We start from the raw sequence: 25,634 nt of genomic DNA, 5'->3' as shown, positions 1-25,634 counted from the left end.
AATTGAGTATCAAAGAAGGTTTTAAGGGATATTATTTAAGTATAATCAAGATTGACCAATATACAATTGCCCAGGATGTGACGCAGTTCACTTTACGCACATAAATAATCTGCCATTTCGCATTGATGATGACGTTATGAGCATCCAACATTGAAGTTATTGATTCGGCCTGTTAATGTTTGAACCGTTCGTGCTGAGTGAGTCGAAGCACATAAGCCTTTCGACAGGCTCAAGGCGAACGGAAGTTAAATCTTCATAAGGCCGAATCAATAATCGTCCGTTAATTTTTAGGGAATCTCTAAAAACTCAAAAAGCTCCTTCTCCCTTTGGGAGAAGGTTGGGATGAGGGTTTTAAAATCAATCATTTACAACCCTCACGCTAGCCATATCCCAGAGGGAGAGCGTAGCGAGGGTTCGGGGATTTTTAGAGATCCCCTTTAGTAAAAAATCTTAATATTGAAATTTGAACGAATTATTGACGACGAAACAAACCTAATTTAAACAACTGGAATCAGATTTGTCGGATGTGGCGGCTTTAAATGTATGCCAGACATTTTTTAAAAACCCACGTTAGCTGGGTTATAATTGTAGCCCACTTGAACACGGCATAATCACGGCAGAACATGAGCATCACACTTTCAAATAGAGTCAAAAAAGTTAAACCTTCACCTACTTTGGCGATTACCGCCAGAGCTGCTGCCATGCGTGCGGCAGGTAAAGATATTATCGGTTTGGGTGCAGGTGAGCCAGATTTTGATACTCCCGACCATATCAAAGCGGCGGCTGTTAAAGCTTTAGATGATGGTTTTACCAAATACACAGCCGTCGATGGTACGCCCGGCTTGAAAAAGGCGGTTATTGCCAAGTTCAAAAACGACAATGGGCTGGATTACAATCCTAAGCAAATCCTAGTGTCTTGCGGCGGTAAGCAAAGTTCTTATAATTTGACGCAAGCGTTGCTGAATCATGGGGATGAAGTCATTATTCCCGCGCCGTACTGGGTTTCTTATCCTGATATGGTGTTGTTGGCGGATGGCGTGCCTGTCATTATTGAAACTACGCAAGAGCAACGCTTTAAGATAACGCCGGAGCAACTTCGTAAGGCGATTACCACTAAAACACGGCTGATTTTCATCAACAGCCCGTCAAATCCATCGGGTATTGCTTATTCCCTGGATGAGTTGAAAGCGTTGGGTGATGTGCTGAAAGACTTCCCAAACATTATCATCGCGACCGATGATATGTATGAACACATCCTGTGGGAAAAAGGCACGTTTGTTAATATCCTGAATGCCCATCCTGACCTCTATGAGCGCACGGTGGTGATGAATGGGGTGTCGAAAGCCTACTCTATGACCGGTTGGCGTATTGGTTATGCTGGAGGCCCTGCGGATTTGATTGAAGCCATGTGTACGATTCAATCCCAAAGCACATCAAACCCGACTTCTATATCACAAGTTGCCGCCGAAACCGCTTTGACAGGTGACCAGAGTTTTATTGATCGTATGTGTATTGAGTTTAAAAAACGCCATGATTATGTGGTTGCAGAACTCAATACTATTGAGGGTGTTGAGTGTATCGAAACCGATGGAACTTTTTATGTGTTCCCGAATGTCCAAGGTCTGATTGACCGCTTGGACGGTATTGAGGATGATCTTGGCTTTTCCGAATACTTGATCGAAAAAGCAGGGGTTGCACTGGTGCCAGGTTCTGCGTTTGGTAGCCCTGGACATATCCGCATTTCCATAGCGACTAGCATGGCTAATTTACAAAATGCGTTAGGGCGGATCAAAAAGGCAATCTGACTTTTGTACAACAATTTGGAGTAAATCACGATGAACCCACAAAATCCTGATCTAAAAGACAGTCTTATGCATAAGATTGTGACTAGCCGCTACCGATTTTTTCTGGCTGTCGTTCTGTTGTTGCTACTTTTTGTTATTGCGGAAGCGGTTTCTGCGGACGGTAAACCAGGGCTAATCAGAACCCAGTTGATGGAAAATACGGTCGAACTTCCTAGCAAAAGCGTTAATGCGAAAGTGATACGGGTTACTTTCCCTCCTGCTTTTAAAACGCCACAGCATACCCATGAAGGGCCTGGCCCACGTTACGTGGTCAAAGGTAAGCTTAAGGTGACTGAGGACGGCAAAGTTAATACCTACTCAGTCGGCGAAGTGTTTTGGGAATCGGGCAAGTTGATGGCTGTTGAGAACGTAGGGTCAGAAACTGCTGAATTGATTATTTTTGAGTTGGTGTCTAATCATTAGGGATTCCCATTAGATAAATAAGCGGTAAGTAAAAAAATTATAGCCAGTCACAATTTTTAATTTCTAACGATATTTTAGTTGATCCATATTCAGCGCGGTAATTTAGCTAAGTGTAAGTTATACCAATCCCAATAAGTTGCTATACGAATCCCCTCATCCCAGCCTTCTCCCTCTGGAGAAGGTTTCAATGAGAACTTATTGGGATTGGTATTATTTGTTTAAACATTTGGCCTTAACGATGCCTGATTTCTGAGGAACTCTTCAACTTGTGTTGAGGGCAGGGGTTTGCACAGGAGATAGCCCTGGGCTTCTTTACATTGGTTGTTTTTTATGAAGTCCAGTTGGTCATTCGTCTCAACGCCTTCTGCGATAACCTTCATATTCATACCTTCGGCCATTTTGATAATCGCAGCCACAATCGCGGCTTTGGCGGTATTTTGTTCTAGGTCGCGAATAAAACTTTGGTCAATTTTTAAGCAATCAATAGGAAAATTCATAAGGCGGCTCAAACTGGAATAACCTGTACCAAAATCATCAATCGATAATTGGATGCCGATTTTCTTTAGGGATTTTAGGGCTTCCATAAGAATATTCTCCTCAAAGATCAAGGCACTTTCGGTTACCTCTAATTCCAACGTATTGGGTTTCAGTCCAGATTCAGCTAATATTTTTGCAACTAGCGAAGGGAAGCCTTTGTGCAATAATTGCTTCCCTGAGACGTTAACAGCTATACGGCTCAGTCGAATACCCTGATTATGCCAGTTTTTTGCCTGGAGACATGCCGTACGTAACACCCATTCACCAATGCGGATAATCAAGCCGTTCTCCTCTGCTAAAGGGATGAATTCGGCCGGAGAAATTCGCCCGAGTTCTTGACAGTTCCACCGCAGTAATGCTTCCACGCCAGAATAGCTCCCTGTTATAAGGTCGAATTGTGGCTGATAATGTAGCTCAAACTCATTGCGCTCAATAGCTTTGTGGAGGTGGTTCTCCAAAATAAGCCGACGTTTCGCCGCCTCAGTCATGTTGACCGAGAAATACCGATAGGAATTGCCGCCTGCGCGCTTGGCGTAGTACATGGCAAGATCAGCATTTTTTATTAAATCCAGCTCGGTCTCGCCATCTACAGGGTAAATACTAATGCCGACACTGGTAGTCGTGTAGATTTCCTGGTCTGCCAAGATGAACGGTTCGGCTAGAGACTTACGGATGCGTTCGGCGACTGTGGCAGCATCCTCATTACGCTCAATCGACGATAGCAGCACAGTGAATTCATCGCCTCCCAGCCGCGCCAATGAGATGCCGTCAGAAGTGGTGTTGCCCACGCGGATCAGCGCATCGCTGGCACGTAGGCATTTTCGCAGACGGTTGCTGGTCTCCTGTAGGACAAGATCGCCAAAATGGTGCCCCAGTGAATCGTTGATGCGTTTGAATCCATCGATATCCAAGAACAATACCCCTAGTTTCTGATGATGCCGTTGTGCAAAGGCGATCATAATCTTTAAATGTTCTTGAAAAAATGTCCGATTGGGCAATTCGGTCAGGCTATCGAAGTAAGCCATGTGATGAAGGCGCTGCTCACTGTCTAGCAGACGATAGGTGGTTTTGGCGGATCTGAGTAAATAGTGTATTCGATAACCCAACAACGGAACATTAATGGGTTTCGTGATGAAATCGGTTGCACCCGATCCATACGCGCAGTTGACCGAATCCAGGTCGTCTAATCCGGTCATCATCAGTACGGGGATGTGCTGACCTGTGGATTGTTCCCTAATCCTTGCACAGGTAGCAAAGCCATCCATCCCATTTGGCATTATGACATCGAGCAAAACTGCATCGGCTCCGTGTTCCTGAAAAATCTTCAAACCTTCTTCACCACTAACCGCTTCTGTCGTTTGCATTCCTTCATTCTGGAGGGTCTTGGCGACCAATCGACGAATAAGAGGGTCATCGTCAATGATAAGAATGTGGGCTTGGGCTGGCATATGAGATATCTCTAATTTTTTGGCTAAAGCGACTGAAGATATTTTTCTAATGCGATACGAGTGTTTGCGAATTCATGTTTTATACGCACAAGTACATGGCCGGAAGTATCATAAATCTGATTTCTTGCCCCGTTTTCCACTTCCCTACACAGTTCGGCCAGGCTAAAGGCGCCCACCTGATTGCTGCTGGATCGCAGTGTATGCGATACCGTGCGGATGGCATCGACTTTTCCTTCAGTCCAAGCCGCTTCTAATGAAAGTAACAGGTCGTGGGCATTGCTTAGGTACAGTGAAATGATACTTTGTAGAAATTCATTATCACCAAGTTGGTCTAACTTTCGGATGGTTTCCAGCGAGTGGGTATCTAGGCTCGGCACTGTGGGTTGAGTTGATTCGGCCATGTCCTCTGGTGTTGGGTTCGTAAGGGCCATCGTCTCCAAGGTTTTTACCCACGCCATGATTACCCGTTTTAGAGATTCTGCTTTGAATGGCTTGGATAGATAATCATCCATACCGGCAATCAGACATTTTTCACGATCACCTTCAATTGCGTTGGCGGTCAAGGCAATGATAGGGAAGTGCGGTAACTGACCGGCATTCTGTTGTCGCCTGATTTGAGCTGTGGCTTGGTAACCATCCATTTCGGGCATCATACAATCCATGAACACCAAATCATAGGATTTTTGCCCGACAGCTTTTAGTGCTTCTTGACCGTTATTGGCGATATCAACTGAGCAACCAAAGCCTTGTAGCATGTGTTGGGCTACTTCCTGGTTGACTGGGTTATCTTCAGCTAGCAAGATACTTATTTTGGCTAGGCTGGTCGAGGGCGAAACCGCCAACGCCTGCGCTTGAGGTACTAAACCCGCCCCTGGTATCAAAGCATCCAGTAAACAGTGGTACAACTCATTTTTGTGTATTGGTTTGATCAGGTAAGCACTGAAGCCGGTTTTATGGGCTTGGGACGCTTCGCCGTGGAACATGGTTGAAGTCAACATGACCAAGGGGATTTGGGTCATTTCCGAATCAGCTTTAATACGCTGGCCTAATTCAAGCCCATTCATGCCAGTCATCTTCATGTCGATGATCACCAAGTCGTAAGGAAGCTGATCGTCGGTTGGTTTTCTGAGCAGGTCTAGGGCGGCTAAGGCACTCGGTACGGCATCCACGGACATTCCCCAGGACAGTGCATACTCTGTTAGTATTTCGCGATTAGTGTCGTTGTCCTCGACAATCAGTAGTTTTAGGCCAGACAGTTCAAGAAACTGCACGGATTGGTATAGATCTGTACAGGTAGTTGCCCCGAGCGACAGTGTGAACGTGAAGATGGAACCCTGACCAACACGGCTCGTTACGCCTATCTCACCGCCCATCAACTCAACCAATTGCTTGGAAATAGCAAGACCCAGTCCAGTACCCCCATATTTGCGGGTAGTGGAGTCGTCCGCTTGCGAGAAAGCACGAAAGAGCCGTGGTAAGGTTTCTTCGCTGATGCCAATGCCCGTGTCGGTGACCGTAAAGCGCACCCTAAACGGGTTGCCATTACTATCTGATGCAGGCTTATCATCCAAGTCAACATTGACTAAAACTTCACCTTGCCCAGTGAATTTGAGGGCATTACTGATTAGGTTGCTGAGAACCTGCCGTATCCGTGAAGGATCGCCTTTTACACATTCTGGCACTTCGGGCGCGATGCGGTAGATAAGCTCTAAGTCTTTACTATGGGCTTGTTCGGCAAATAATTCAGCGACATCCCCAATAGTTTTGTGTAAGTTAAAATCCAAGCTCTCCAGTTCTAAGTGGCCTGCCTCGATTTTGGAAAAATCCAGGATATCGTTGATAATGAAGAGCAGCGTTTCACCGGATTTGTGTACCGTGTCGACAAAACGGCGTTGTTTCTGGGTTAACTCAGTGTCCTTCAATAGTTGGGCCATACCCAGTACACCGTTCATCGGCGTACGGATTTCGTGGCTCATATTGGCGAGAAATTGCGACTTGGCTGCGTTTGCAGCTTCAGCGGCAGCCTTTTCTTGCTCAAGCCGTACGCCATGTTGGGCAAGCTCCCTATCCCTACGGTTGATCTGTTCAAGCATGTCATTAAACGCATCCACCAGAGTTCCTACCTCATTGTCGTCCTGTTTAGAAACGCGTATTTCGTAGTTGTTAGCTTCCGACACTTGCAATGCTGCTTCGGAAAGCTCTGATATAGGTTGTGTTACGCGTAACGCGAGGCGTCTGGCAAGGTTAATGGCGATCAAGTAAGCAGTTAGCAACGATGCTGTAAAAACACCAAGATTACGGATAAGTTCAACCCACATTTTGCTGAGTTCAGCTTGCAAAATAAGTCTACCCAAGTGATCTTTTTCAATTGTGACGGGTTGTTCAAAGCTAATTCCCCGTCCAGGAAGCCATAATGGCAGCGGCATAGCGATGTCCCGCTTGAAACTGGCTACTACACGGCCATCCTCTGAATAAAGAGAGGCTTCATAGATGGACGGAACAATTTTTAGGGAATCCAGGATTTGTTGGGCACTCTTCTTATCAAGGAACATTAAAGCGCCCTGAGAGTTGTTGGCAGTGACTTGAGCCAATGTTTCAAGCTGTTGTTGTGACGAATTGAGTGATGTTGTGACCTCATTTACGACGACAATTATGAATACGGCCAGCATTGAGCAAGCCAAACAAATGATGACAATTCGTCTAAGCTTAGCGGCAATTGTTTTGGGTTTATGCTTTCGTAACGTCAACTATCACTCCCCTCTTACTTCGCGGGCAATTTGGAGCATTTTTGAACTTAATTTGATCCCCGTGTGTTCCACACGCTCCAAATCAACTTCAAACTGCAATCGCACACCGTCATTAACCAAAGCAATCATGCCACCTTGGTCGAGAAATCCTTCCAGGTCACTTACTGTAAGTACAGGAACGTCCTTTAAAGTGTTGATCCATGCTTGAATACGCAGGGGCTTTTCTTCGCTAGGTAGAAATAATAGTTGGCATTCGTTGGCATCGTCTCCTTGAACAAGTCTTTTGATTATTAAAGTATGGTTTTGGGCCTCCTTGCCAGCTAATGAATCTAACTCTTTGGCAAGATCTCCCTCTTGAGTGATGCACAAAGTGAGTTCATTGGTCTTCGTCTCAGTTGGCCATTCACTCAACTTCATAAAGTTATAGAGGTAAGCAACTGACAAAGTCTGAATTTCACTGGATGGGGCAGCAGCCGAACGCTGATTAAAAACGATTCCCACAAGCAAAATTATAGCATTCAAGGCTATGGCTAAGCGCGTGAATGATTTAGGTCTTCTCATATTTAGAAGCCGTATTCCAAACGAAAACGTGCGGTGCGGCCGTCCATGGCTAAAGTATCTTGGGTAAGATTTGGGCCAGCCACTATCTTGAAGTGTTGGTCGAGTACGTTGTAGACACCTAGGGAAGCTTGAAAGCCATATAAAGGCTTGGTCAGGGCTAGGTTGATGTTGAACAGGTGATAACTGGGGGCAATATTGTTATTACTAGTAAGGCGTTCATCCACAAAAATTTCTTCAAAACCCAGACTTAGTTTGTTATAAAACAAAGGCTCAGCATAGTGTGCTTTGACCATATTTTTAGGAGAATCCGATGCCCAACTCCCGCTGTTAGCACTTACGTCACGGGTATTATTATGTGTCCAGGTCAACTTCAATTGGCGACCATTGTCCCAGAGTTTTTCCGCGCCAAGTTCAAAACCAAGCGTTTGGAACTTGCCACCGTTGATTGTGTTGTTGGTAGTGGGGTCAGCTATCAACACTTTGCTTATATTGTTGTAGAACAAGGTGCCCAGCAGCTTTACTCCGCCTCCAGGATACCACTCGGCAACAGCTTCATAACTTTTGATGAGTTCTTCTTGGGGCAGTTTGGCTGATGGTCTATTTAAGTCGTGTTCATAAAGATTGGGGGCACGAAAAGCTGAACCGTAGAGCAGTTTAGCGGTAAAAGCAGGGGTAATATCCCAAATCAATCCGATCCGCGGGTTAAGCTGTAAACTATTGATTAGGTGGTGATGATCTAAGCGTAAACCAGCATTGAGGAGCAAGCTTCTAGTAATGCGGAATTCGTCCTGTGCATATAGGCCTACCCGCCAGCCATCGTTACCCCTATTATAGGAGGGATCAGAAGAGTTAATATCATAAAGGATGTAGTGCTGCCGCTGGTCGTACTGTGCTTCAAGTCCAGTGATCCATTTATGATGGTCGAATTGAGTCCCAGTCAGCTTGACTTCACCACCCCACCAACGTGCATCCGATCCTTCGAAGGACTCAATGCGAGGATCGCCTGAATCATAAGGTCCGAGAGAGTAGTAATCATACCAGTGGTGAAACCCCCTCACCTCTAAGCCCAGATTAGTATCAATTTGGGTAAGGTAATCCAAATCCAAATAACCTTGACTATCGACGCTGTAATTTTTCTCGTTGAACAGTGCATCATAGGAGGAAGTGGGTATGCTTTTGTAACGGCTTACATAGCCTCCCCGTAAAGTTAAATCACCATAACTAAGCTTACCGAATGCACGGTCACTACGTTCTTGATCTTTATCCTGGGCAATACCGCCATTAATGCTGGAATACTCTGGGAAAAATAACTTATCGTTGCCATGGCTAGTGAAATGCGAACCATTAAGCAGTAGTTCTGCTCCATTTTTCCATTGCTTGCCAAAGGTTGCCCGAGCCCGGTAAGTATCCAAGCTCCCTACTTCGCCGCTCAAGCGTACGCCGTCAATATCTCTACCCCGCTTGGTAATGACGTTGACCACACCAAGCAAGGCATTGGCACCATAGACGGATGAGCCGGAGCCGGGAACGTATTCGATACGCTCTATCAAGTTCATATCTAGCATGAATTCTTCGCCGATAAAACCGGAATCGAAAATGGTTTCGTTCATACGGCGACCATCAATCATTATCAGCACTCGCGAGTTATAATCCCCGGCACGAGACAAGCCCCGATTACCAAGATAGCTGTAATTACGGTCATTACGGATATATAAGCCACGTATTGAATTTAACGCGTCGGCCAAGGTACGCCAGCCGTAGCTGCGGATGTTTTCTGCGGTTAATACTTCAACCGCAGAAGGGGCTTCGGATGACTTTTGCTTGAACCGCGAAGCAGACACCACCTCATAATTGACCAATTGTTCCAGTGGCAAGTCATAAACTTTATTGGTTTCTTGAGCCAAAAGCTGTTGCGTACAACTCAGAGTAACGCTTAGTAAAAAAAATCGTAAATACTTGAAGTGTAGCAATATCGCCATGGCACTGATTTCTGTGAACTACATTGAAGTGAAATTTGATAATAACAACTATAGTAGAAATTAGGCTAGCGTCAATTAGCCAAAGTGAGAACCAATTCCAAAGTTTGACTAATAGTTGCCGTTATCTCCAATCAGTTGCTGAAAGGAGCATGCTCATTCACCAAGCTAAACAACTAATCCATTGAAAAAACTGAAGAGATCTAAGGCGTGTTCTGAATTACTTTAAGAGATAAGCTAAAGTTATTGTATTATTTGCTGTTTTTTTACACGAAGCACAATGACAAGAACGGTATTAAGTGATTCAAAATGGGAACGCATCAAGAATTTTCTGCCCGGCAAGGCGGACGACTGCGGTGTGACGGCGAAGGACAATCGACGGTTTATTGAAGCCGTGTGGATAGCGCGTACCGGTTCACCCTAGCGGGATTTGTCGGCGGAATTAGGCCATTGGCATCTGGCATTGGGTCTATGTGGCTATAGCCGATGGGCCAAAAAACTGCGAAGACAATGAAGCAATGGGCAAGTCGCGGGGCGTACTCGGCACCAAGACAACCCCGTGCGGCTGTTGTTGACGGCAGGTCAAGTGTCTGAACACACCCAGGTAGAAGCGTGTCTCTAATCAATTGAAAATAATTAGCGGCATTGGGTAACATTTTTTTGTTGTTCTTAGCAGCCAAAGCAAAGAACGGTTAAAATTACAGTTTTCCACCGTACCCGATGAAGGCAAGACATGAGTTTTAAATCCAGTTTAGTAAAAACAGCAATAAAATTGACGCCTAACAAGATGATTATCTGGGTGGCAAATATAGTGCTAAAAGGTATTGCAGAATTAACCGATTTTAATTTTGACTTCGAGACGCGTAAAGTCTACGTTCAAACAACGCTTTACGGGGAAGCTGAAGCGATTGAGGTTTGGTTGGACGGTTTTGCTGTCGTTAGCGATGGCGAATCCCACAAATTGATAGTACAACAAGCACGATCAAACCGCCCCTGGTTGAATAACTTACTATCCCGTATCGTCGGAAAAGAGTGGAAAATCCCTGCGATACCTCATAAAACCGCTGAAATTGAGCTTATTGCCGAGCTGTTCAAGGCAGAAAGTCCTGAACGTGAGGTGTGATTGAGGGGGCAACTCTCAAAGTTTATATGGTTGGGTCAACAAAATACTGTTTTCCTAAGCTCTGCTTGATAGACCCAGCACTAATCATTGGGTTATCCTTTAACTTATAGTAAATTTGCGAGAAGTTAATTCAGTAGTAATACGTGCTTTTTTGACGATTCTCTTGGATATGCTACTTTCATTGATCCCATTTGAGAGGATGCAGCTATATTTTAATGGTTTGGTTCATTTTCTAAATATCAGTCGCTGATTTTGGATTCTTTCGTAGCCTCAGTCAGGATCAAGGTTGTTACTCCCAAACACTTTATGTGTGCTTAAGTTCAAGCTTGTTAGCGTCATCGAGTTGGCGTATTGGGTTTAGGCGCAGCAAACCGATACGTCTTTAAGTCTGTGTTCGACAATCACTTTCGTGATGATTGTAGCCACGATCCAACAGCACCTTTTGTTATTACCCAAAGGGTCACCTTCATCCTACTTAGGCCGACAAAATTTTTTTAAGTTGTCTGAAAAAGAGGGATTATTGTCATTATGTCTGCAAAATTAAGGAGCAGAATAATCGGCAAGTGGATTTAACCATTAAATATCAAATCGGTTGTATACCCTCCTTAAAGTTAAGCTGAGAACAGGAGGGTTACTGTTATTTTAATGACCAAATTTGTTGCTTTTAGTAGTGAAAAATTCACTACTTTGAAGTGGAATTGTTAACAGATTAAATGCTTGAAAATGGCTACACTCGGCGTTGTGGAAATGAAAATCCGGTAATATCACGGCCTCTATTGGCAGTGGGTGATTATGAATGCTAACGATAATAAAAAATCAGCGAGCCTATGGACGCAACGGTTATTTAAACAAACCAGCGCATGGAAAACCGCGCCGCCGGGTAAAATCTATTTTGCCCATCGCTACCATGAAGAACATGCTGTACTGGCGCAATTCCCGTTCAGTGCTTTATTTGCTGATTTAGATAATCAGCAAATAAATCTGGAGTCTACCAGATCTATTCCACAAGGTTTTTTCGAGCATCAGTCAGTTCTCTCGAAGGGTAGTCCGCTCACTGTTGCATCTAACCATAATTGTGATGTGAAGGGGATGCTAACGCCAATTAAAGGGTTGGATATTGCATCCGGCGTGACTTTAAGCACTCAATTTACTGTTCTAAACAGCTATAACGAAACGAGTGACACTAAAACTATCCAGCTCGGTAGACTAAATGGACAGGCTTTCGATTACTTGCCAGGGCAATATATTACGCTTTCTGTCGTTATTGAAGGTAAGGAATATAAACGCTCCTATAGCTTAGCTTCATCGCCTACCCATCCAGGAATTCTGGAAATTACGGTAAAAAGAGACGCTAACGGAGGTGTTGTTTCCAATTGGCTTAATGACAAGCTAACGATAGGCGATACCCTCAACGTGAAAGGGCCATTTGGCAAATTCAGTTGCGCAAAAAACACGCCTAAAAAAATCCTGTTTTTAGCAGCTGGCAGCGGCATCGTGCCGATCATGTCCATGTTACGTTGGCTTGCAGATACCAAGGCTTGTGTTGATGTCATGCTATTGCTGTCGTTTCAAACGCTCTATGACATTATTTATAGCGAAGAGCTTAATTTGATTGCCGCACATCATAAAAATATCAGATTATTTATCACCCTAACTAAAGAGCTGTATGCTCCCAGCCAGTTGCCCAGGCTGACTGGGCGTGTTAACCAAAATATGCTGGCTGGCCTTGTACCAGACTTGACTGAACGAACCGTTTATCTATGCGGGCCGGATGTTTTCATGAATACCTGTAAGCAAAATCTTCTGAAACTTAAATTACCAGCCAAACAGTTAATTTGTGAAAACTTTACTGTCGGTGTACCAGCAAAGCCTGGGGATTTGCAACATGATCGGTCATTGAGCTCCAAAATCGGAAGCTATCAGATTCAGTTTGCCAAGTCTGGTAAATCGGTTGATGCCGATGGTGCAATGACTTTACTTGAGCTTGCGGAAAAGTCCGGGGTCAACATAGGCCATGAATGCCGTGCCGGAAGCTGCGGGGAATGCATGGTTAAATGTTTAAATGGCAAAGTTGACATGACTGAGCGGGCGGAGATAGACGATATCGATAGAAATAAAGGCTGGGTTTATGCCTGTTGTGCCTATCCGTCTTCAAATGTCGTGTTGGATATTTAACAAGAATCTGTAAGAACGCGGTCAAAAAATAATCTGATTAGCAAGATGCTTCAGCCAAAAAGAACTTATCCCCTCTCCCACGGGGAGAGGGTTAGGGTGAGGGGGTCAATAAGGCTTTTTGCTTTTTAGATCCCCTCATCCCAACCTTCTCCCGAAAGGAGAAGGGGCTGCCCAGCGTTTGGCTGAAGCATCTTACTAATTAGGAAAAATAAAGGAGAACTAACGTGTTCCGATTATTTAAAGCCAAACCAAAAACCATGCCGCCCTCTGTAGCTCCGCTCACCTTATTGCCGGGTTCGGAAGGTGAGCATTTTTTACAGCAAAAATATGGCACTACGCAGCGGGCATTGCGCTTTTATGACAAACAGGTACTGAATTATCTATCGCCTGTTATGAAAGAATTCATCGGCAGGCAGGAAGTATTGTTTATTGCCACCTCCGATAAACACGGTGACTGTGATTGCTCCTTTCGTTTCGGTAAGCCGGGTTTCGTCAAGGCACTGAACGATAACTATTTGGTATATCCTGAATATCGCGGCAATGGTGTAATGGCCAGTCAGGGCAATATCACCGAAAATCCGCATATTGGTATGATTTTTGTCGATTTTTTTGCCAGCACCGTCGGTCTGCATGTGAATGGTAAAGCTAAAATTGTCGAACACGAGGACTTACTGAAATTTCGCAAAGAGCTACCGCAGGATGTTGTCGATGAGATGAATAGCGAAGGCAAGCACCGTCCTGAGCGTTGGATTATGGTTGAAATTGAAGAAGCCTATATTCACTGTTCCAAACATGTCCCTTTGCTTAAAAAAGCAGAAAAAGACATTGCTTGGGGGACGGACGATGAGGGTCTAAAACGCAGCGATTTTTTTGCCTTGCAGGATATACCGCTTTACCAAAGAATCGGCGGTGAACCAGCCATTCAGGCAATTACCGAAGTCGTTACCAGAAAGTTATTGCTGGACGAGAAGCTACGGCCTTTCTTGGACGAGATCAATCTGCAAACACTTTTGGACAGACAAAAACATTTCCTAAAAACCGCGTTTGGTGCTTATGGGGCAGAACAGGGCTTGCCAGAAAATTTGCGCGAGTTTTATCGGCAACAAACCAATGCTCGTATGAGTGACGGGGTTATGGATATAGTGCTTGGTCATCTGAACAAAACTTTGGTCGGTCTGGATGTGCCCGAGCATGAAATTACTAAATTGATGAATAAGTTAGAAGGGAAAAGTGCTATTTGATCGGTTTCGCTAGCACCTGGATCTGTCAAAATGATGGCATGGTTTATAACGATATTGAGTGTACTAGCGGAAATGGCTTTAGGGTATCCCTAAAAATCCCCTCTCCCTCTGGGAGAGGGCTAGGGTGAGGGTTGTAAATACTTGATTTTAAATCCCTCATCCCAACCTTCTCGGCAATAGCTCCTGCATTGCCCTACTACCTACATCCATGTAGGCATCCCAGAGGGAGAAGGAGCTTTTTGAATTTTTAGAGATCCCTTTTAGAAATTCCCATAATAAATCTAGCAGGTTTGTAAAACACCAAGTTTCTATACGACAATTAGGTGTTACCTATAAGCAAGTAACCTTGATATTGTGTAACAGAAGCTAGGCTATTTGCTGTAAAATACCCAATTAGAAACCTAAAAAGCTAGAACCCCAAGCCTTGGGCATCCTCCTTTTCCTACCCTTTCGGAACAACACCTTGATATCCACCGCAAACATTACTATGCAGTTTGGGGCTAAACCCCTATTTGAAAACGTCTCCGTTAAATTTGGCGACGGCAACCGTTATGGCCTAATCGGCGCTAACGGCTGCGGCAAATCCACTTTCATGAAAATTTTAAGCGGTGACCTGGAGCCATCCGCCGGAAACATCAGCATCAGCCTCGGTGAACGCTTGGGTATTTTGCGCCAGGATCAATTCGCTTATGAAGAATTCAGCGTCATCGACACCGTGATTATGGGGCATAAGGAACTCTGGCAAATCAAACAGGAACGCGACCGCATCTACTCACTGCCGGACATGTCTGAAGCAGAGGGTATGCAGGTAGCCGACCTGGAAGTCGAGTTTGCGGAAATGGATGGTTACACCGCCGAAGCTAGGGCAGGGGAGTTGTTACTAGGTCTGGATATCCCTCTTGAACAGCATTATGGCTTAATGAGTGCCGTTGCGCCCGGCTGGAAATTACGGGTATTGCTGGCGCAAGCACTATTTGCTAATCCCGAAATCATGTTATTGGACGAGCCGACCAATAACCTCGACATCAATACTATCCGCTGGCTTGAAGATGTGCTCAATGACCGCAATTGCACCATGATTATCATCTCGCATGATCGACACTTTTTAAACAGTGTCTGCACCCACATGGCAGACATGGATTTTGGCGAGCTACGCGTTTATCCGGGTAATTATGACGATTACATGACCGCTTCATCGCAAGTGCGTGAACAATTACTGGCGGGAAATGCCAAGAAGAAAACCCAAATGGCTGAGTTACAAACTTTCGTCAGCCGCTTTTCGGCGAATGCCTCCAAAGCCAAACAAGCGACTTCGCGTGCAAGGCAGTTGGAAAAAATCAAGCTCGATGAAGTAAAACCTTCTAGCCGTGTAAACCCTTTTATCCGCTTTGACCAAGGCAAAAAATTGTTCCGATTGGCGTTGGAAGTCGAAAGTTTGAGCAAGGGTTATGGTGCAGAGCCACTATTCAAAAACTTAAAAATGATGATCGCCGTGGGTGAACGCGTTGCGATTATCGGCCCAAACGGCATTGGTAAATCGACCTTACTACGTACCTTGGTAGGCGATTTAAAACCAGATACAGGCAAGGTTAAATGGTCGGAAAACTCCGAAGTGGGTTATTACGCGCAGGATCATGCCGAAGACTTTGCCGAAAACATTACGCTTATCGAATGGATGGGGCAGTGGCGCAAAGAAAGCGACGACGACCAAGCAATCCGCGGTACGCTAGGTCGATTATTGTTCACCTCAGATGACATCAACAAACCGGTCAAAGTACTTTCCGGCGGCGAACAGGGGCGAATGTTGTTCGGTAAGTTGATACTGCAAAAAAATAACATCATGGTCATGGATGAACCCACCAACCATCTTGATATGGAATCCATCGAATCGTTGAACACAGCCTTGGAAAACTATCCCGGCACACTAATATTTGTCAGTCATGACCGCGAGTTTGTATCATCACTTGCCACTAGAATTATCGAATTAACCCCAACGGGTATCGTCGATTTTAACGGCAATTATGAAGACTATTTGGAAAGTCAAAAGTAGAGCTAAAAAATGTAAGAGTTTTTAACCTCTGTTTTTTAAAAGCGGAGTTAAATACTTACCGGTTGATCAACCGAAGCATAAACACATCATTAATGTGAATTCCTTAACACCTTATTAGCCGCACAGGAGAGCTATGACTGAAGTTTACGGCAAACAACATCGAGCAATGCAAGATATGTTTGACACGAAAAATTTGGCTGACCGCTTAGACCAAATTATCGTTGCCACTGAGATTGCGGATGATCACAAAGGCTTTATTGAAACGCGAGATATGTTCTTTTTGACCACGACAGATCACCGAGGTTATCCCACCTGTTCTTACAAAGGCGGTAATCCTGGCTTTGTCAAAGTGCTGGATAACAAAACGCTGGCATTTCCCAGTTTTGATGGCAATGGCATGTTTCTCTCATTGGGCAACATTACAGCAAACAACAAAATCGGTATGCTGTTTATCGACTTCGAGACACCGCACCGTATCCGTATACATGGCACTGCCAGCATTGATCAGCACGACTCTTTAGCCGCTGAGTTTCATGGTGCTGAGTTAGTGGTTAGGGTTGCCATCACCGAAATATTTGTCAACTGCCCTCGCTACATCCATAAATATCAACGCGTAGGCACATCAAAATATGTTCCACAAATCGACTGTACAACATCACCAGCACAATGGAAACGTATTAATGCAGTGCAAGACGTACTCCCAGAACGCGATAAAAATGTCGCGGAATCACTCGGCGGTGTAATCACGCCAGAAGAATATGGCGAGATGCTAATGAAGGGTGATGCTTGAACACGCTTACACCCAGCAAAATCTCTATTACTCCCCTAGCTAAGTGTTTAGCCCTAAGTACTTATCAATGATCGATTGGAACTCAACTTATGCCGCAATATGGCGGCAACGCAATGAAGTTTTAAGGCCAGTCGTGCAACTGGATTCAATTCGGCTCAATGATTTATTGGGGATTGACAGCCAAAAATCGAAAATAATTGAAAACACCGAACGTTTTCTGTCGGGTAAACCGGCCAATAATGCCTTATTGTGGGGTGCTCGCGGCACGGGTAAGTCGTCCTTGATTAAAGCTTTGCTGAATGCTTTTAAATACCAGGGCTTACGCATGATTGAAGTGGACAAACAAGATTTAGTCCATCTGCCAGAAATTGTCGATGACATACGGGAGCTACCACAATGGTTCATCGTGTATTGCGACGATCTTTCCTTTGAAACTGGCGAAAGCCAATATAAATCGTTAAAAAGTGTCTTGGAAGGTTCCTTGGAAGCCAAACCGGATAACGTCTTGATTTATGCCACTTCCAATCGTCGGCATTTGTTACCGGAAAAAATGAACGATAACCTCAACAGTCATTTGGAAGATAGGGAAATCCATTATTCAGACACCATCGAAGAAACCATATCGCTGTCCGACCGTTTTGGCTTGTGGTTAGGGTTTTATCCGCAATCGACAGAAACTTATCTGGATATTGTGGATGCTTTATTCCCTAATTTTCCAAATGACCGCCAAAGTTTGCATAAGGCTGCCTTAGAATTTGCCCGTTTACGTGCCTCGAAAAGTGGCAGGACGGCTAAGCAGTTTTATCAGCATTACAGTAATAGCTAGAAGTCCTAGTAGGCATCTCAGGGTCATCGCTAAAGCCCGTGTTAATTGCGGTGACTTAACCGTTCCACCTAGATTAAATGAGTTGACTATTTCTGTGCATTGGTTAGCAAATCGAATAAGTTGATAAAGGCAGCGAATTAACGTATAAACTAAAACGGTATTTTGCAGGTAATTAAAATGCACCCTTAATCAACTACTGGAGTAAGGCTTATGTATTCAAAATTTAAGCGAAAATTATCTTTTCTTTCTTTCTTTCTTTCTTGCCACCACTGTAGTTTACGCAGCCGCTGATCCTGCAATCAGTTCAACCCCAACAGCGAAGGCGTTTTATCTAGATAACAAGCTTTGGCCGCTCAATCCAGCTACGCAAACCTACGATATCCCTTATTGCTGGGAAAATTTAACCCAGATTCAAGCTAATTCAACAGTGGATAGACGACGAAAAGCACTGTCTGTTGTGTTAGGGCAATCGTGGGGCAAATATTCCAGGCTCCGTTTTAAAGAAACAACTCCGGCGCAATGTCGCCCAAAAAACCAATTGCCTTTGTACGCGGGTATTCGTATTCGGGTTGATCCGTATAAAGCGGTCAAAGCCCTCAGCGGTATCACTGTAATGTCACCTTATGTATTAGCCATTGGTACGCAGATAAAAAATCGCCCTGATGGGGGGTCTTAGATTTATTGGCTCCATTTTTTGATCCAGTATCGCATTTGCCACATCCAAGTAAAATCTACAATCAATGTATTATTGGAGTCACTGATGACCAATGCATCAACACCGCTACCATTCATGAGTTTGGCCATGTCATTGGCATGTCCCATGAACAGAACCGCAGTGATGCCAGTATTGGTGGAAGTTGCAAAGATATCGCAAAATTAAACGGCTACAAAGATCCACCTGTCGGCACTTTGTCTACCGACTTTCTGATTGGCAACGTCCGCATAGATGATTACGATCTAAACTCAATCATGAATTATTGTAATCCTGAGTCGCCATCTAAATGGACAATAAGTGCAACCGACATCCTCGCCGCCGGAATTTTTTACGGCAACATGCCAAACTTCATTTTCCCTTCTCCAGATACCAGCAAAGTCGGCAATGGGATTGCAGTCATCCGTATTCCAAGCTTACAAATCGGCACAACTTGGTACAGTGCTAAATTGACTCGCAATACGGATGCTAATCGTGATGGTCTTTACGATAATGCTTATACGTTGGAAAAAACTGCTATCAACATTCCTGGCCAAGGTAACGTCAATGTTTCGAATTACCCGGTAAGGGTGGTCAATGGGGTGATGAATATCAAGATGGCGAAACGAACTGTAATCTCTAGTAATTATCCTGTAGATGGTAAAGTGGCTTATTTAGGCTACTGGGAACTTAAACCACTTGCAAACACCACGAACAAATGGTATCTCACCAGCAACCGTGGCAATTACATCGCGCAATATCCAATTAAGCAAGGCAAATAACAACTGGAATTTATGATGTTATTTTTGAAAGTTTGAGGTGATATAAATGGGTCATCCAGTGGATTGGTTATTAGACGGAACAATAGTTTTCCTTAATGTTATCTGGCTTGCTACGATTTTATCTGCTGTTGTCATTTCTTGGTTTAAATGCGCAAAAAAAAGTTTTTGGGATGATATTACCTATCAAAAACATTGCCGTTTTTGGTTTCGTTTGGCAATGTTTTTGTATTTCATTGGGTCAGCAGTTCCAGCGGTTATAGCGAATGATCTCTATGGAGGGGCAGATAATCTATTCTATGGGTTTGGCTTTATACACAATTATTTAATTGGCTATTCTCCCCTTTTATTAATGTTATTACTTACCAGCTTAATTCCGGCAAAACTGCAAAATTGGTTAAGTAAAAAATAAACCACTTCAATCAATGTTAGTTTTTAGCGTTTCCAATTATTCGGTAAGGGTAGTCAATGGAGTCATGAAGGATAACTGGGGTCAGAGTAAATTTAAATTTGGTATAGCGTATTTACTTAATCTCTTGACTGGTCGGAGAATGACCGCAAAAAAGATGGGACGACCTGTTGGTTAGAGGAAGATAAAAAATAGATGAATAATTTAAATTTACTCTGACCCCATTTATTCTAATCAAGAGTATTTTGCATTAATTTTATAAGTTTAAGGAGGCTGGGTTGTGTCTGACTATCAATACCAAAAGCTAATTGGTACAGAACACATTATTATGTCTATTTGGCTTGGTTTGATTGTGTTTGCCTTGGTAGCCACTTTGTTTAAATGCTATAAAAAAAGATTTGTGGATAATATTGCCTACCAAAAGCATCGTCAGTTTTGGTTGCGCTTGGCAATTCTATTGAACTTAATTGGGTCAATGTATACAACGGAAATTATTACTCATTATTTTGGCGCAAACGTGAGTTTTGACCGAATATTTGACCTTGACAAGTTCTTATATTTCATTGGTATTTTACCCAAACAGTCATTGCTGTTTTTTATTCCAGTATTAATTTTGTTAGCCGTCAGCTTGATACCAGCAAAATTGCAAAATTGGCTGAGTAAAGCAACACATCCATAAGAATTACCATTTAATTTTTGGGTTAAAAATTTAGTTTAAAACAGGCCATAAGATGGGGTTTTCGGATAAATGCTATGACACGGTTATTCAAAACTCATAGGATTATTAGCAATTTTTAAGCGGCTTGTGATGATTTTATTTTTGAGAGACCAAGGAACATAAATGCAAGAATTACCCTATGAGAAGATATCCGCTGTTTACATTATTTGGTTTGGTTTGATTATGTCTGCCATTGTAATAACTTTGTTTCAATGTCATAAAAAAAATTTTGTCGATGAGCTTATATACCGAAAGCATTGTTGTTTTTGGATTAGTTTGACCATGTTTTGGTATTTGATTGGGATAGCGTATTTAACAACTATTGCGTTTATCAATTATGACGATGATTCTTTTCAATGGTTAGGACATGATTTCGTAGAGTCTTATTTATGGGTTTTCCTAGCTCCTGTTTCAATATTGTTAGCCGTCAGCTTACTATCGGCAAAATTGCAAAATTGGCGAAGTAAAGCAATAAGGCATAAGCCGCAATAACCCCGAAAGCTTAAATTAAATCCAGCGACTATTTTTGGCGCGAAAATTCGGGTTAATTGCCAAAGGGTTATTTAAAATATTGCCATCGCTGAAAATCTTGGAAACGTAGCTTTAGCGGAGTGAAGATTTTTAGTCCCCAGAAGCGATAGGGCTGGGCGATTCCACGCAGCGCGGTTTGCGGAGTGGAATTGCAAAGCATTCCGAAATCGCGTCGAGTCTTGCGCAACCAGTTTTATGCCCCTTGTTGGGCATAAAACGTGTGTAGCAGGACGGCTGGGGCAGCCCTGTAGTTTTTGCTGATTTTTCGAGCAGAAGCCCGGAAAAATCTTTCGCAAAAATAGCGGCACTATCAAGAACTTATAAACGTCCGATAACTTCTAGGCGCATGTCCGAGTAACTTAGTAAATTCGGTGGCATCGCCTGTATTGCCTGCGTTTAGCATGGTCAAGGTATCGCTGCACAAAGGGCTGGCGGGAATGAAATCGCCTATGCGGGCGGACAGCCCGACAAGAAATGCAGGAATGCTGATATGTAAGGCTTTGGAATGCTTCATCTGCTGCCGGTAGCTGTCCAACATGCCGCGCATGTCGGTGGCTTCCTGTCCCACACAGGTGACAGTTTGGGATTTCGCTTCAGAATCTGCGAGCCAACGGCACACGCCTTCACAAATATCGTTGATATGGACGGGTTGCAGGGTTTGCCTTCCACCAGCGGGTAGGGTTTGGACGGGTAATCCAGCCTGAAACCGGAACATCTTGGCGCTTGCACCGTCTTCACCATAAATGACAGACGGGCGCAATATCAGCCAACGTAAGTTATCAGGTAGTGCGTTAAGGTAAGCTTCCGGCGCACGGCGGTATTGGAAGTAGGGCGTTTCGATGCCTTTGTCGATGCCTAATGCGGAGACTTGCACGATGCGTTTTACACCGGCTTCTTTACATGCCGAAAATAAGGCGATGGGGGTTTGTTCCAGCAATAGATTCATGGGTTGTTTGGCACTGTCGCGTAGTACGCCTACCGCATTGATAACAACATCTACATTAACTAGTTTGGGTATCCAGGCTTCCTTGGTGGTGTCCTTGCAATAATCGACTGCAATATCATTCGGTTGGGATGGTTTTCGAATACCGCGAATAACGCTGTGTCCAGCTGCTTGTAAGGCGCTGGTTAAATGTCGGCCAACAAAACCGCTTGCACCGCAGACTAATATTTTCATAATGTTCTCCTTAAAAAAGTTTAATCGCTGACATTACAGCGTCCTTCGCTGCATAAACGGCTGCGTTTTTCCGCTTTCCTTGCGGCGTATTTGCTCCATAAGCCAAACAACTCAGGCAGGCCTATTTTTGACAGCGTGTAACGATGCCGCACGACCCAGGGATACATGCGTTCTGCCAAAGGGCGGGTGAGGGGGCTTCCCCAGAGTTTTGCGATGGAAACCATCCCCACGGTTTGATATATCACTTCAAACGCCGCCACGCCAATCAACCAGTCGCCATTAGCATCCTGGGCATGAAGCCGGTTCATCATGGCGGTTTGGCTGATGCTATTGGCATTACATACCGTATCGTCGAAATCGGGGGCAGAGCAATCGATCAAAATCAACTGGTTTGCCGAATCGTGCAACTTGATGTTTAGCATTTCGCTGTTACATAAATGGCATGAGGCATCGAAATAGATAGTAAGCGGGTAAGCTGTGTTCATTTTATATCCAGTATTGTCAGTTGTTTCTGTTAAAACAGAAATTAATAAGCAAAAAAACGGTTACTTGATTAACGCTAACAGTTCTTTAATTTTGCTGCCCAGTTTCATCATTTTCATCAAAGTGCTCGGTTCCAGTTTCAGCATTTGTTCGCCCCAATTAGACAGTGCTTCCATGAAGTCTAAGGCTTCCTTAATTCGTTGTTGCGCCTCGGCATCTTCCTTGTCTAAATCGGGACTGGCCAGGCAATCGCGTAACACTCCAATGGTGGGGTCGAATTCCCGCTCCTTGCGCTCTTGTACCACCGTCTTAAACAAAGCCCAGACATCGCTGGAAGTGGTGAAGTGTTCGCGTCTATCGCCCATGATATGTACGGCCTGGATCAGGTTCCAATTCTGCAATTCTTTTAGGCTATTGCTAACGTTGGAACGTGCTACCCCCAATGTTTCCGTAATCTCATCCGCAGGCATAGGTTTGCCAACGAAGTAGAGCAGGGCATGGATTTGGGCAACCGTGCGGTTGACACCCCACTTCGATCCCATTTCTCCCCAGTGCAGGACAAATCGTTGTGCGACAGGATTTAATAACATGGCTAAATTATACATATTCTTTTATTTCTGTCAATACAGAAATAAAAGAATATGTTAGGCGGACACTTCCGTGGACGTGGCAATCTTTCAGCCAGACGGGACATGTTGCCCCGTCTGTAGGTTTCAGGTTGATTAAGCGCAGCCACGTCATTTAAGTTTTGCGAAAACGTTAGGGAGGGGGTTGCAAACCCCGTCCCGAGTGGATGTGTATTTTATTTTTACACATCGCTACGCCTCCGTATTCCCTTGTTTATTAGGGCCTGGGGGCTTGTAAAGTTGCGGAGACTTGTGGGTAATTAAGGAAGAGTTATAAGATACTTTAATCTTAAACTGAACTTTTCCAGGCGGGAAGTTGTTGCACATTGCTATACCAGCGCGCTATCTCTGTGTAAGGTGTCATGGGGTATTGTGCCATTTCTGCCAAATCCAGGAACGACCCTACCGAAAAATCAGCCAAAGTCACCGCATCGCCAACTATCCACTCACGACCTTTAAGATGCTGCTCTAACACTTGTGCAAAGCGATGAAAACGTTCTTCACCTTTGGCAATTTCTTGTAGATCAGCTTCAGCCGACATAAATAATTTCTTGATGACACGTTCAAAAATCATGACCGAGCAAGCACTTCCGAAGTGCGCTGCTTGCCAAAACAACCAACGATTAATATCGGCTTGTACGCGGGGGTTAGCTGACCATAATGCGTTAGTGGGCGCTTTTGAACACAGGTATTGCATGATGGCATTAGATTCCCACAGGACAAAATCGCCATCCACCAAAGTGGGTATCATGTGATTGGGATTAAGCTTGAGAAAATCGGCTTGCATTTGTTCGCCCTTGCTTAAATCCAAGGCTTCAATTTCGCAATCCAAGTGCAAATGATGAAGGACAGCGACCACGCGCCGAGAATTGGGGGAAATGGGGAAATGATATAGCTTCATATTAGCCTCGCTGTGTTGTCAGATAAGTCACTTGTATAAAACAAGTGATATGATATTCGCACATCAACTTGCATTTTACAAGCGTATTGTTTAGTTTTTTATATTTGCAACGGACAGCAGGGCTATCTCAGCCTGACTGGGCATCATGTTGCCTTGTTCGTAGCGTTTCCGCGTGACTCAGGGAGCGCTACACAAACAAAACATATGCGACTGGGTTACAAAACCCCGTCGCGCGGAGTAAGTTAACGAGGTGCCATGCCCCGCCGCGCGGAAACAGCATTACCACAAACAAAAAACCGCCCAGAAGGGCGGTGATTTATACATGATCGGTGTGAATTAAGCCGTTTTTATGATCGTCTACGTTTACCAAAGCCTAGCAAACTTGTTAGCGCTGAACCGAATAACCAAACCGCGCCAGGAACAGGTGCTTCGTTCGCTGACATAGACACAGTTGTAGAATTCAATGTTGCGATGGTCAATGGTGTAACTCCCGAAGGATTGATTAAAGCCTGAACAACCGCAGCTTCAAGGCCCGCATTAGCATCGGTAGGAAGACTTGGTATTTCAACCGTTGTGTATAACGACGATGGATCTATTGGTGCTGGTGCAAAGATAAGATCAACTAGCATGATAGGAGTTTGCTCAACAACTATAACAGGTGTAGGTGCTATCGGTGTTGGCACGATTACCACAACAGGTGTAGGTGTAGAGGTAACGGGTACTGGTGTTGGCACAGAATTGACGGCGCTTACTACTGCAGAGCTTGATGCTGCGTTACTCTGCGCCTTGCTAGACGCATTGCTTGCTTGATTAGTGCTGCTAGTATTGGCATTTGAAGCAGTGTTGTTGTTTGCTACCGCAGAATTTGATGCCGCGTTGCTCTGTGCCTGACTCGATGCATTGCTAGCATTGTTGGTTGGAGATTTTGCTGCTTGAGCGTTTACTGCCAAACCACTCAATAAAATAGTCACCCCAATTAATTTGTTCATTTAAAATTACTCCGGTAAGAACTGCAAAATTATCCTGGACTGGCTATTTTTTTTACTGCTTCGACGTAGCCTTTCATTGGTGCAAATTATAGGGTTTCCTGCAATTTATTCTGTGAATAGGGTCACACTACATAGGTTTATTAATGTGACCGAATCCGCAATTTAGAATTGTGCCAATTTTCAAACTAGGAATGCGGATAATTCAGCGAGACGGGGCATGTTGCCCCGTCTGTAGGTTTCAGGTTGATTAATCGCAGCCACGTCATTTAAGTTTTGCGAAAACGTTAGGGAAGGGGTTGCAAACCCCGTCCCGCGTGGGTATGTGTTTTTACTTAGTCTACGTGAAAAAATCAAGACGGAGAAAAAATGACTGTAACTTATTTTAAAAATGGAGTGTCAGCTAATTTGTTGCTTATTATTATATTTTTTTCAGTACCAGCTTCAGGCCAACAGATCATCGCATCCAATAGCGAACCCGCTATACACAGACAGAGACCTTTGCACAAACAGCAGAAACTCCGGCTGACTGGTCAAAAGCCGATTTTTTTGAATTGGCATTCACCTTAATGGGCGGTATTCGGCTGAAATA

The 25,634-nt window shown here is 44.1% G+C and carries 23 protein-coding genes; 14 read left to right on the top strand and 9 right to left on the bottom strand.

Features of this window, described 5'->3' with window-relative positions; translation table 11 throughout:
- Positions 1–623: 623 nt before the first annotated feature.
- Entirely contained in the window at positions 624–1,805 is a 1,182-nt protein-coding gene (locus tag ABL924_RS04645; RefSeq protein WP_349025903.1) for a pyridoxal phosphate-dependent aminotransferase, read from the top strand.
- Between the two features lie 30 nt (positions 1,806–1,835).
- A complete protein-coding gene (locus ABL924_RS04640; protein ID WP_349025902.1) occupies positions 1,836–2,267 on the top strand; it encodes a cupin domain-containing protein in 432 nt (143 codons plus the stop codon).
- 218 nt (positions 2,268–2,485) lie between these two features.
- Here ABL924_RS04640 and ABL924_RS04635 read toward each other — a convergent pair whose 3' ends face one another.
- Genes ABL924_RS04635 through ABL924_RS04620 form a run of 4 tightly spaced genes read right to left on the bottom strand, consistent with a single transcriptional unit; the run spans position 2,486 to position 9,539 of the window.
- A complete protein-coding gene (locus ABL924_RS04635; protein ID WP_349025901.1) occupies positions 2,486–4,252 on the bottom strand; it encodes an EAL domain-containing protein in 1,767 nt (588 codons plus the stop codon).
- A gap of 23 nt (positions 4,253–4,275) precedes the next feature.
- Complete coding sequence (locus tag ABL924_RS04630) at positions 4,276–6,999, bottom strand: response regulator (protein WP_349025900.1); 2,724 nt, start codon at positions 6,997–6,999, stop codon at positions 4,276–4,278.
- Between the two features lie 3 nt (positions 7,000–7,002).
- Positions 7,003–7,521 (bottom strand): YfiR family protein, encoded by a 519-nt coding sequence (locus tag ABL924_RS04625; RefSeq protein ID WP_349025899.1) that lies wholly within the window; start codon positions 7,519–7,521, stop codon positions 7,003–7,005.
- Between the two features lie 41 nt (positions 7,522–7,562).
- On the bottom strand, positions 7,563–9,539 hold the full coding sequence (locus tag ABL924_RS04620; protein ID WP_349025898.1) for a TonB-dependent receptor: 1,977 nt from the start codon (positions 9,537–9,539) through the stop codon (positions 7,563–7,565).
- A 277-nt stretch (positions 9,540–9,816) separates the two neighbouring features.
- Here ABL924_RS04620 and ABL924_RS04615 point away from each other — a divergent pair, with 277 nt between their 5' ends.
- The 12 genes from ABL924_RS04615 (at position 9,817) to ABL924_RS04560 (ending at position 20,830) form a co-directional block, all read left to right on the top strand.
- On the top strand, positions 9,817–9,960 hold the full coding sequence (locus ABL924_RS04615; protein WP_349025897.1) for a hypothetical protein: 144 nt from the start codon (positions 9,817–9,819) through the stop codon (positions 9,958–9,960).
- A gap of 309 nt (positions 9,961–10,269) precedes the next feature.
- Positions 10,270–10,659: a hypothetical protein gene (locus ABL924_RS04610; RefSeq protein WP_349025896.1), complete on the top strand. Its 390-nt coding sequence runs from the start codon at positions 10,270–10,272 to the stop codon at positions 10,657–10,659.
- A gap of 792 nt (positions 10,660–11,451) precedes the next feature.
- Entirely contained in the window at positions 11,452–12,834 is a 1,383-nt protein-coding gene (locus ABL924_RS04605; protein WP_349025895.1) for an iron-sulfur cluster-binding domain-containing protein, read from the top strand.
- 224 nt (positions 12,835–13,058) lie between these two features.
- A complete protein-coding gene (locus tag ABL924_RS04600) occupies positions 13,059–14,075 on the top strand; it encodes a pyridoxamine 5'-phosphate oxidase family protein (RefSeq protein ID WP_349025894.1) in 1,017 nt (338 codons plus the stop codon).
- A 463-nt stretch (positions 14,076–14,538) separates the two neighbouring features.
- Positions 14,539–16,125 carry an ABC-F family ATPase gene (locus ABL924_RS04595; protein ID WP_349025893.1) on the top strand — a complete coding sequence of 529 codons (1,587 nt, stop codon included), beginning with the start codon at positions 14,539–14,541 and terminating at the stop codon, positions 16,123–16,125.
- A gap of 133 nt (positions 16,126–16,258) precedes the next feature.
- Positions 16,259–16,915, top strand: a complete 657-nt coding sequence (locus ABL924_RS04590) for a pyridoxamine 5'-phosphate oxidase family protein (RefSeq protein ID WP_349025892.1) — start codon at positions 16,259–16,261, stop codon at positions 16,913–16,915.
- A 67-nt stretch (positions 16,916–16,982) separates the two neighbouring features.
- Complete coding sequence (locus tag ABL924_RS04585; protein ID WP_349025891.1) at positions 16,983–17,741, top strand: ATP-binding protein; 759 nt, start codon at positions 16,983–16,985, stop codon at positions 17,739–17,741.
- A 427-nt stretch (positions 17,742–18,168) separates the two neighbouring features.
- A complete protein-coding gene (locus ABL924_RS04580; protein WP_349025890.1) occupies positions 18,169–18,417 on the top strand; it encodes a hypothetical protein in 249 nt (82 codons plus the stop codon).
- A 5-nt stretch (positions 18,418–18,422) separates the two neighbouring features.
- Positions 18,423–19,214: a hypothetical protein gene (locus ABL924_RS04575; protein ID WP_349025889.1), complete on the top strand. Its 792-nt coding sequence runs from the start codon at positions 18,423–18,425 to the stop codon at positions 19,212–19,214.
- Between the two features lie 46 nt (positions 19,215–19,260).
- Positions 19,261–19,623 carry a hypothetical protein gene (locus ABL924_RS04570; RefSeq protein WP_349025888.1) on the top strand — a complete coding sequence of 121 codons (363 nt, stop codon included), beginning with the start codon at positions 19,261–19,263 and terminating at the stop codon, positions 19,621–19,623.
- A gap of 277 nt (positions 19,624–19,900) precedes the next feature.
- Positions 19,901–20,299, top strand: a complete 399-nt coding sequence (locus ABL924_RS04565; protein ID WP_349025887.1) for a hypothetical protein — start codon at positions 19,901–19,903, stop codon at positions 20,297–20,299.
- Between the two features lie 162 nt (positions 20,300–20,461).
- Positions 20,462–20,830 carry a hypothetical protein gene (locus ABL924_RS04560; protein ID WP_349025886.1) on the top strand — a complete coding sequence of 123 codons (369 nt, stop codon included), beginning with the start codon at positions 20,462–20,464 and terminating at the stop codon, positions 20,828–20,830.
- Between the two features lie 349 nt (positions 20,831–21,179).
- Here the strand turns inward: ABL924_RS04560 and ABL924_RS04555 are convergent, their stop codons facing one another.
- From ABL924_RS04555 to ABL924_RS04535, 5 genes are all read right to left on the bottom strand, one after another.
- The gene (locus tag ABL924_RS04555) at positions 21,180–22,046 is read right to left on the bottom strand and encodes an NAD(P)H-binding protein (protein WP_349025885.1); all 867 of its coding nucleotides are present in this window, start codon (positions 22,044–22,046) and stop codon (positions 21,180–21,182) included.
- Between the two features lie 20 nt (positions 22,047–22,066).
- Entirely contained in the window at positions 22,067–22,531 is a 465-nt protein-coding gene (locus ABL924_RS04550) for a DUF393 domain-containing protein (protein WP_349025884.1), read from the bottom strand.
- A gap of 60 nt (positions 22,532–22,591) precedes the next feature.
- Positions 22,592–23,134 carry a MarR family transcriptional regulator gene (locus ABL924_RS04545; RefSeq protein WP_349025883.1) on the bottom strand — a complete coding sequence of 181 codons (543 nt, stop codon included), beginning with the start codon at positions 23,132–23,134 and terminating at the stop codon, positions 22,592–22,594.
- 310 nt (positions 23,135–23,444) lie between these two features.
- Positions 23,445–24,056, bottom strand: a complete 612-nt coding sequence (locus tag ABL924_RS04540; protein ID WP_349025882.1) for a glutathione S-transferase family protein — start codon at positions 24,054–24,056, stop codon at positions 23,445–23,447.
- A gap of 347 nt (positions 24,057–24,403) precedes the next feature.
- On the bottom strand, positions 24,404–25,045 hold the full coding sequence (locus tag ABL924_RS04535; RefSeq protein ID WP_349025881.1) for a hypothetical protein: 642 nt from the start codon (positions 25,043–25,045) through the stop codon (positions 24,404–24,406).
- Positions 25,046–25,634 lie beyond the last annotated feature (589 nt).

Source organism: Methyloglobulus sp. (assembly GCF_040079455.1).
Classification (GTDB): domain Bacteria; phylum Pseudomonadota; class Gammaproteobacteria; order Methylococcales; family Methylomonadaceae; genus Methyloglobulus.
The sequence above is the reverse complement of the archived record's forward strand: the minus strand, read 5'-3'. Positions and strand labels throughout refer to the sequence as shown.

What these genes read in the sequence shown, in the direction of transcription:
- ABL924_RS04540 (WP_349025882.1), bottom strand. Translation starts at nt 24,056, where the DNA reads ATGAAGCTATATCATTTCCCCATTTCCCCCAATTCTCGGCGCGTGGTC.
- ABL924_RS04605 (WP_349025895.1), top strand. Translation starts at nt 11,452, where the DNA reads ATGAATGCTAACGATAATAAAAAATCAGCGAGCCTATGGACGCAACGG.
- ABL924_RS04635 (WP_349025901.1), bottom strand. Translation starts at nt 4,252, where the DNA reads ATGCCAGCCCAAGCCCACATTCTTATCATTGACGATGACCCTCTTATT.
- ABL924_RS04560 (WP_349025886.1), top strand. Translation starts at nt 20,462, where the DNA reads ATGCAAGAATTACCCTATGAGAAGATATCCGCTGTTTACATTATTTGG.
- ABL924_RS04550 (WP_349025884.1), bottom strand. Translation starts at nt 22,531, where the DNA reads ATGAACACAGCTTACCCGCTTACTATCTATTTCGATGCCTCATGCCAT.
- ABL924_RS04585 (WP_349025891.1), top strand. Translation starts at nt 16,983, where the DNA reads ATGATCGATTGGAACTCAACTTATGCCGCAATATGGCGGCAACGCAAT.
- ABL924_RS04535 (WP_349025881.1), bottom strand. Translation starts at nt 25,045, where the DNA reads ATGAACAAATTAATTGGGGTGACTATTTTATTGAGTGGTTTGGCAGTA.
- ABL924_RS04555 (WP_349025885.1), bottom strand. Translation starts at nt 22,046, where the DNA reads ATGAAAATATTAGTCTGCGGTGCAAGCGGTTTTGTTGGCCGACATTTA.
- ABL924_RS04620 (WP_349025898.1), bottom strand. Translation starts at nt 9,539, where the DNA reads ATGGCGATATTGCTACACTTCAAGTATTTACGATTTTTTTTACTAAGC.
- ABL924_RS04570 (WP_349025888.1), top strand. Translation starts at nt 19,261, where the DNA reads ATGGGTCATCCAGTGGATTGGTTATTAGACGGAACAATAGTTTTCCTT.
- ABL924_RS04545 (WP_349025883.1), bottom strand. Translation starts at nt 23,134, where the DNA reads ATGTATAATTTAGCCATGTTATTAAATCCTGTCGCACAACGATTTGTC.
- ABL924_RS04640 (WP_349025902.1), top strand. Translation starts at nt 1,836, where the DNA reads ATGAACCCACAAAATCCTGATCTAAAAGACAGTCTTATGCATAAGATT.
- ABL924_RS04615 (WP_349025897.1), top strand. Translation starts at nt 9,817, where the DNA reads ATGACAAGAACGGTATTAAGTGATTCAAAATGGGAACGCATCAAGAAT.
- ABL924_RS04610 (WP_349025896.1), top strand. Translation starts at nt 10,270, where the DNA reads ATGAGTTTTAAATCCAGTTTAGTAAAAACAGCAATAAAATTGACGCCT.
- ABL924_RS04645 (WP_349025903.1), top strand. Translation starts at nt 624, where the DNA reads ATGAGCATCACACTTTCAAATAGAGTCAAAAAAGTTAAACCTTCACCT.
- ABL924_RS04590 (WP_349025892.1), top strand. Translation starts at nt 16,259, where the DNA reads ATGACTGAAGTTTACGGCAAACAACATCGAGCAATGCAAGATATGTTT.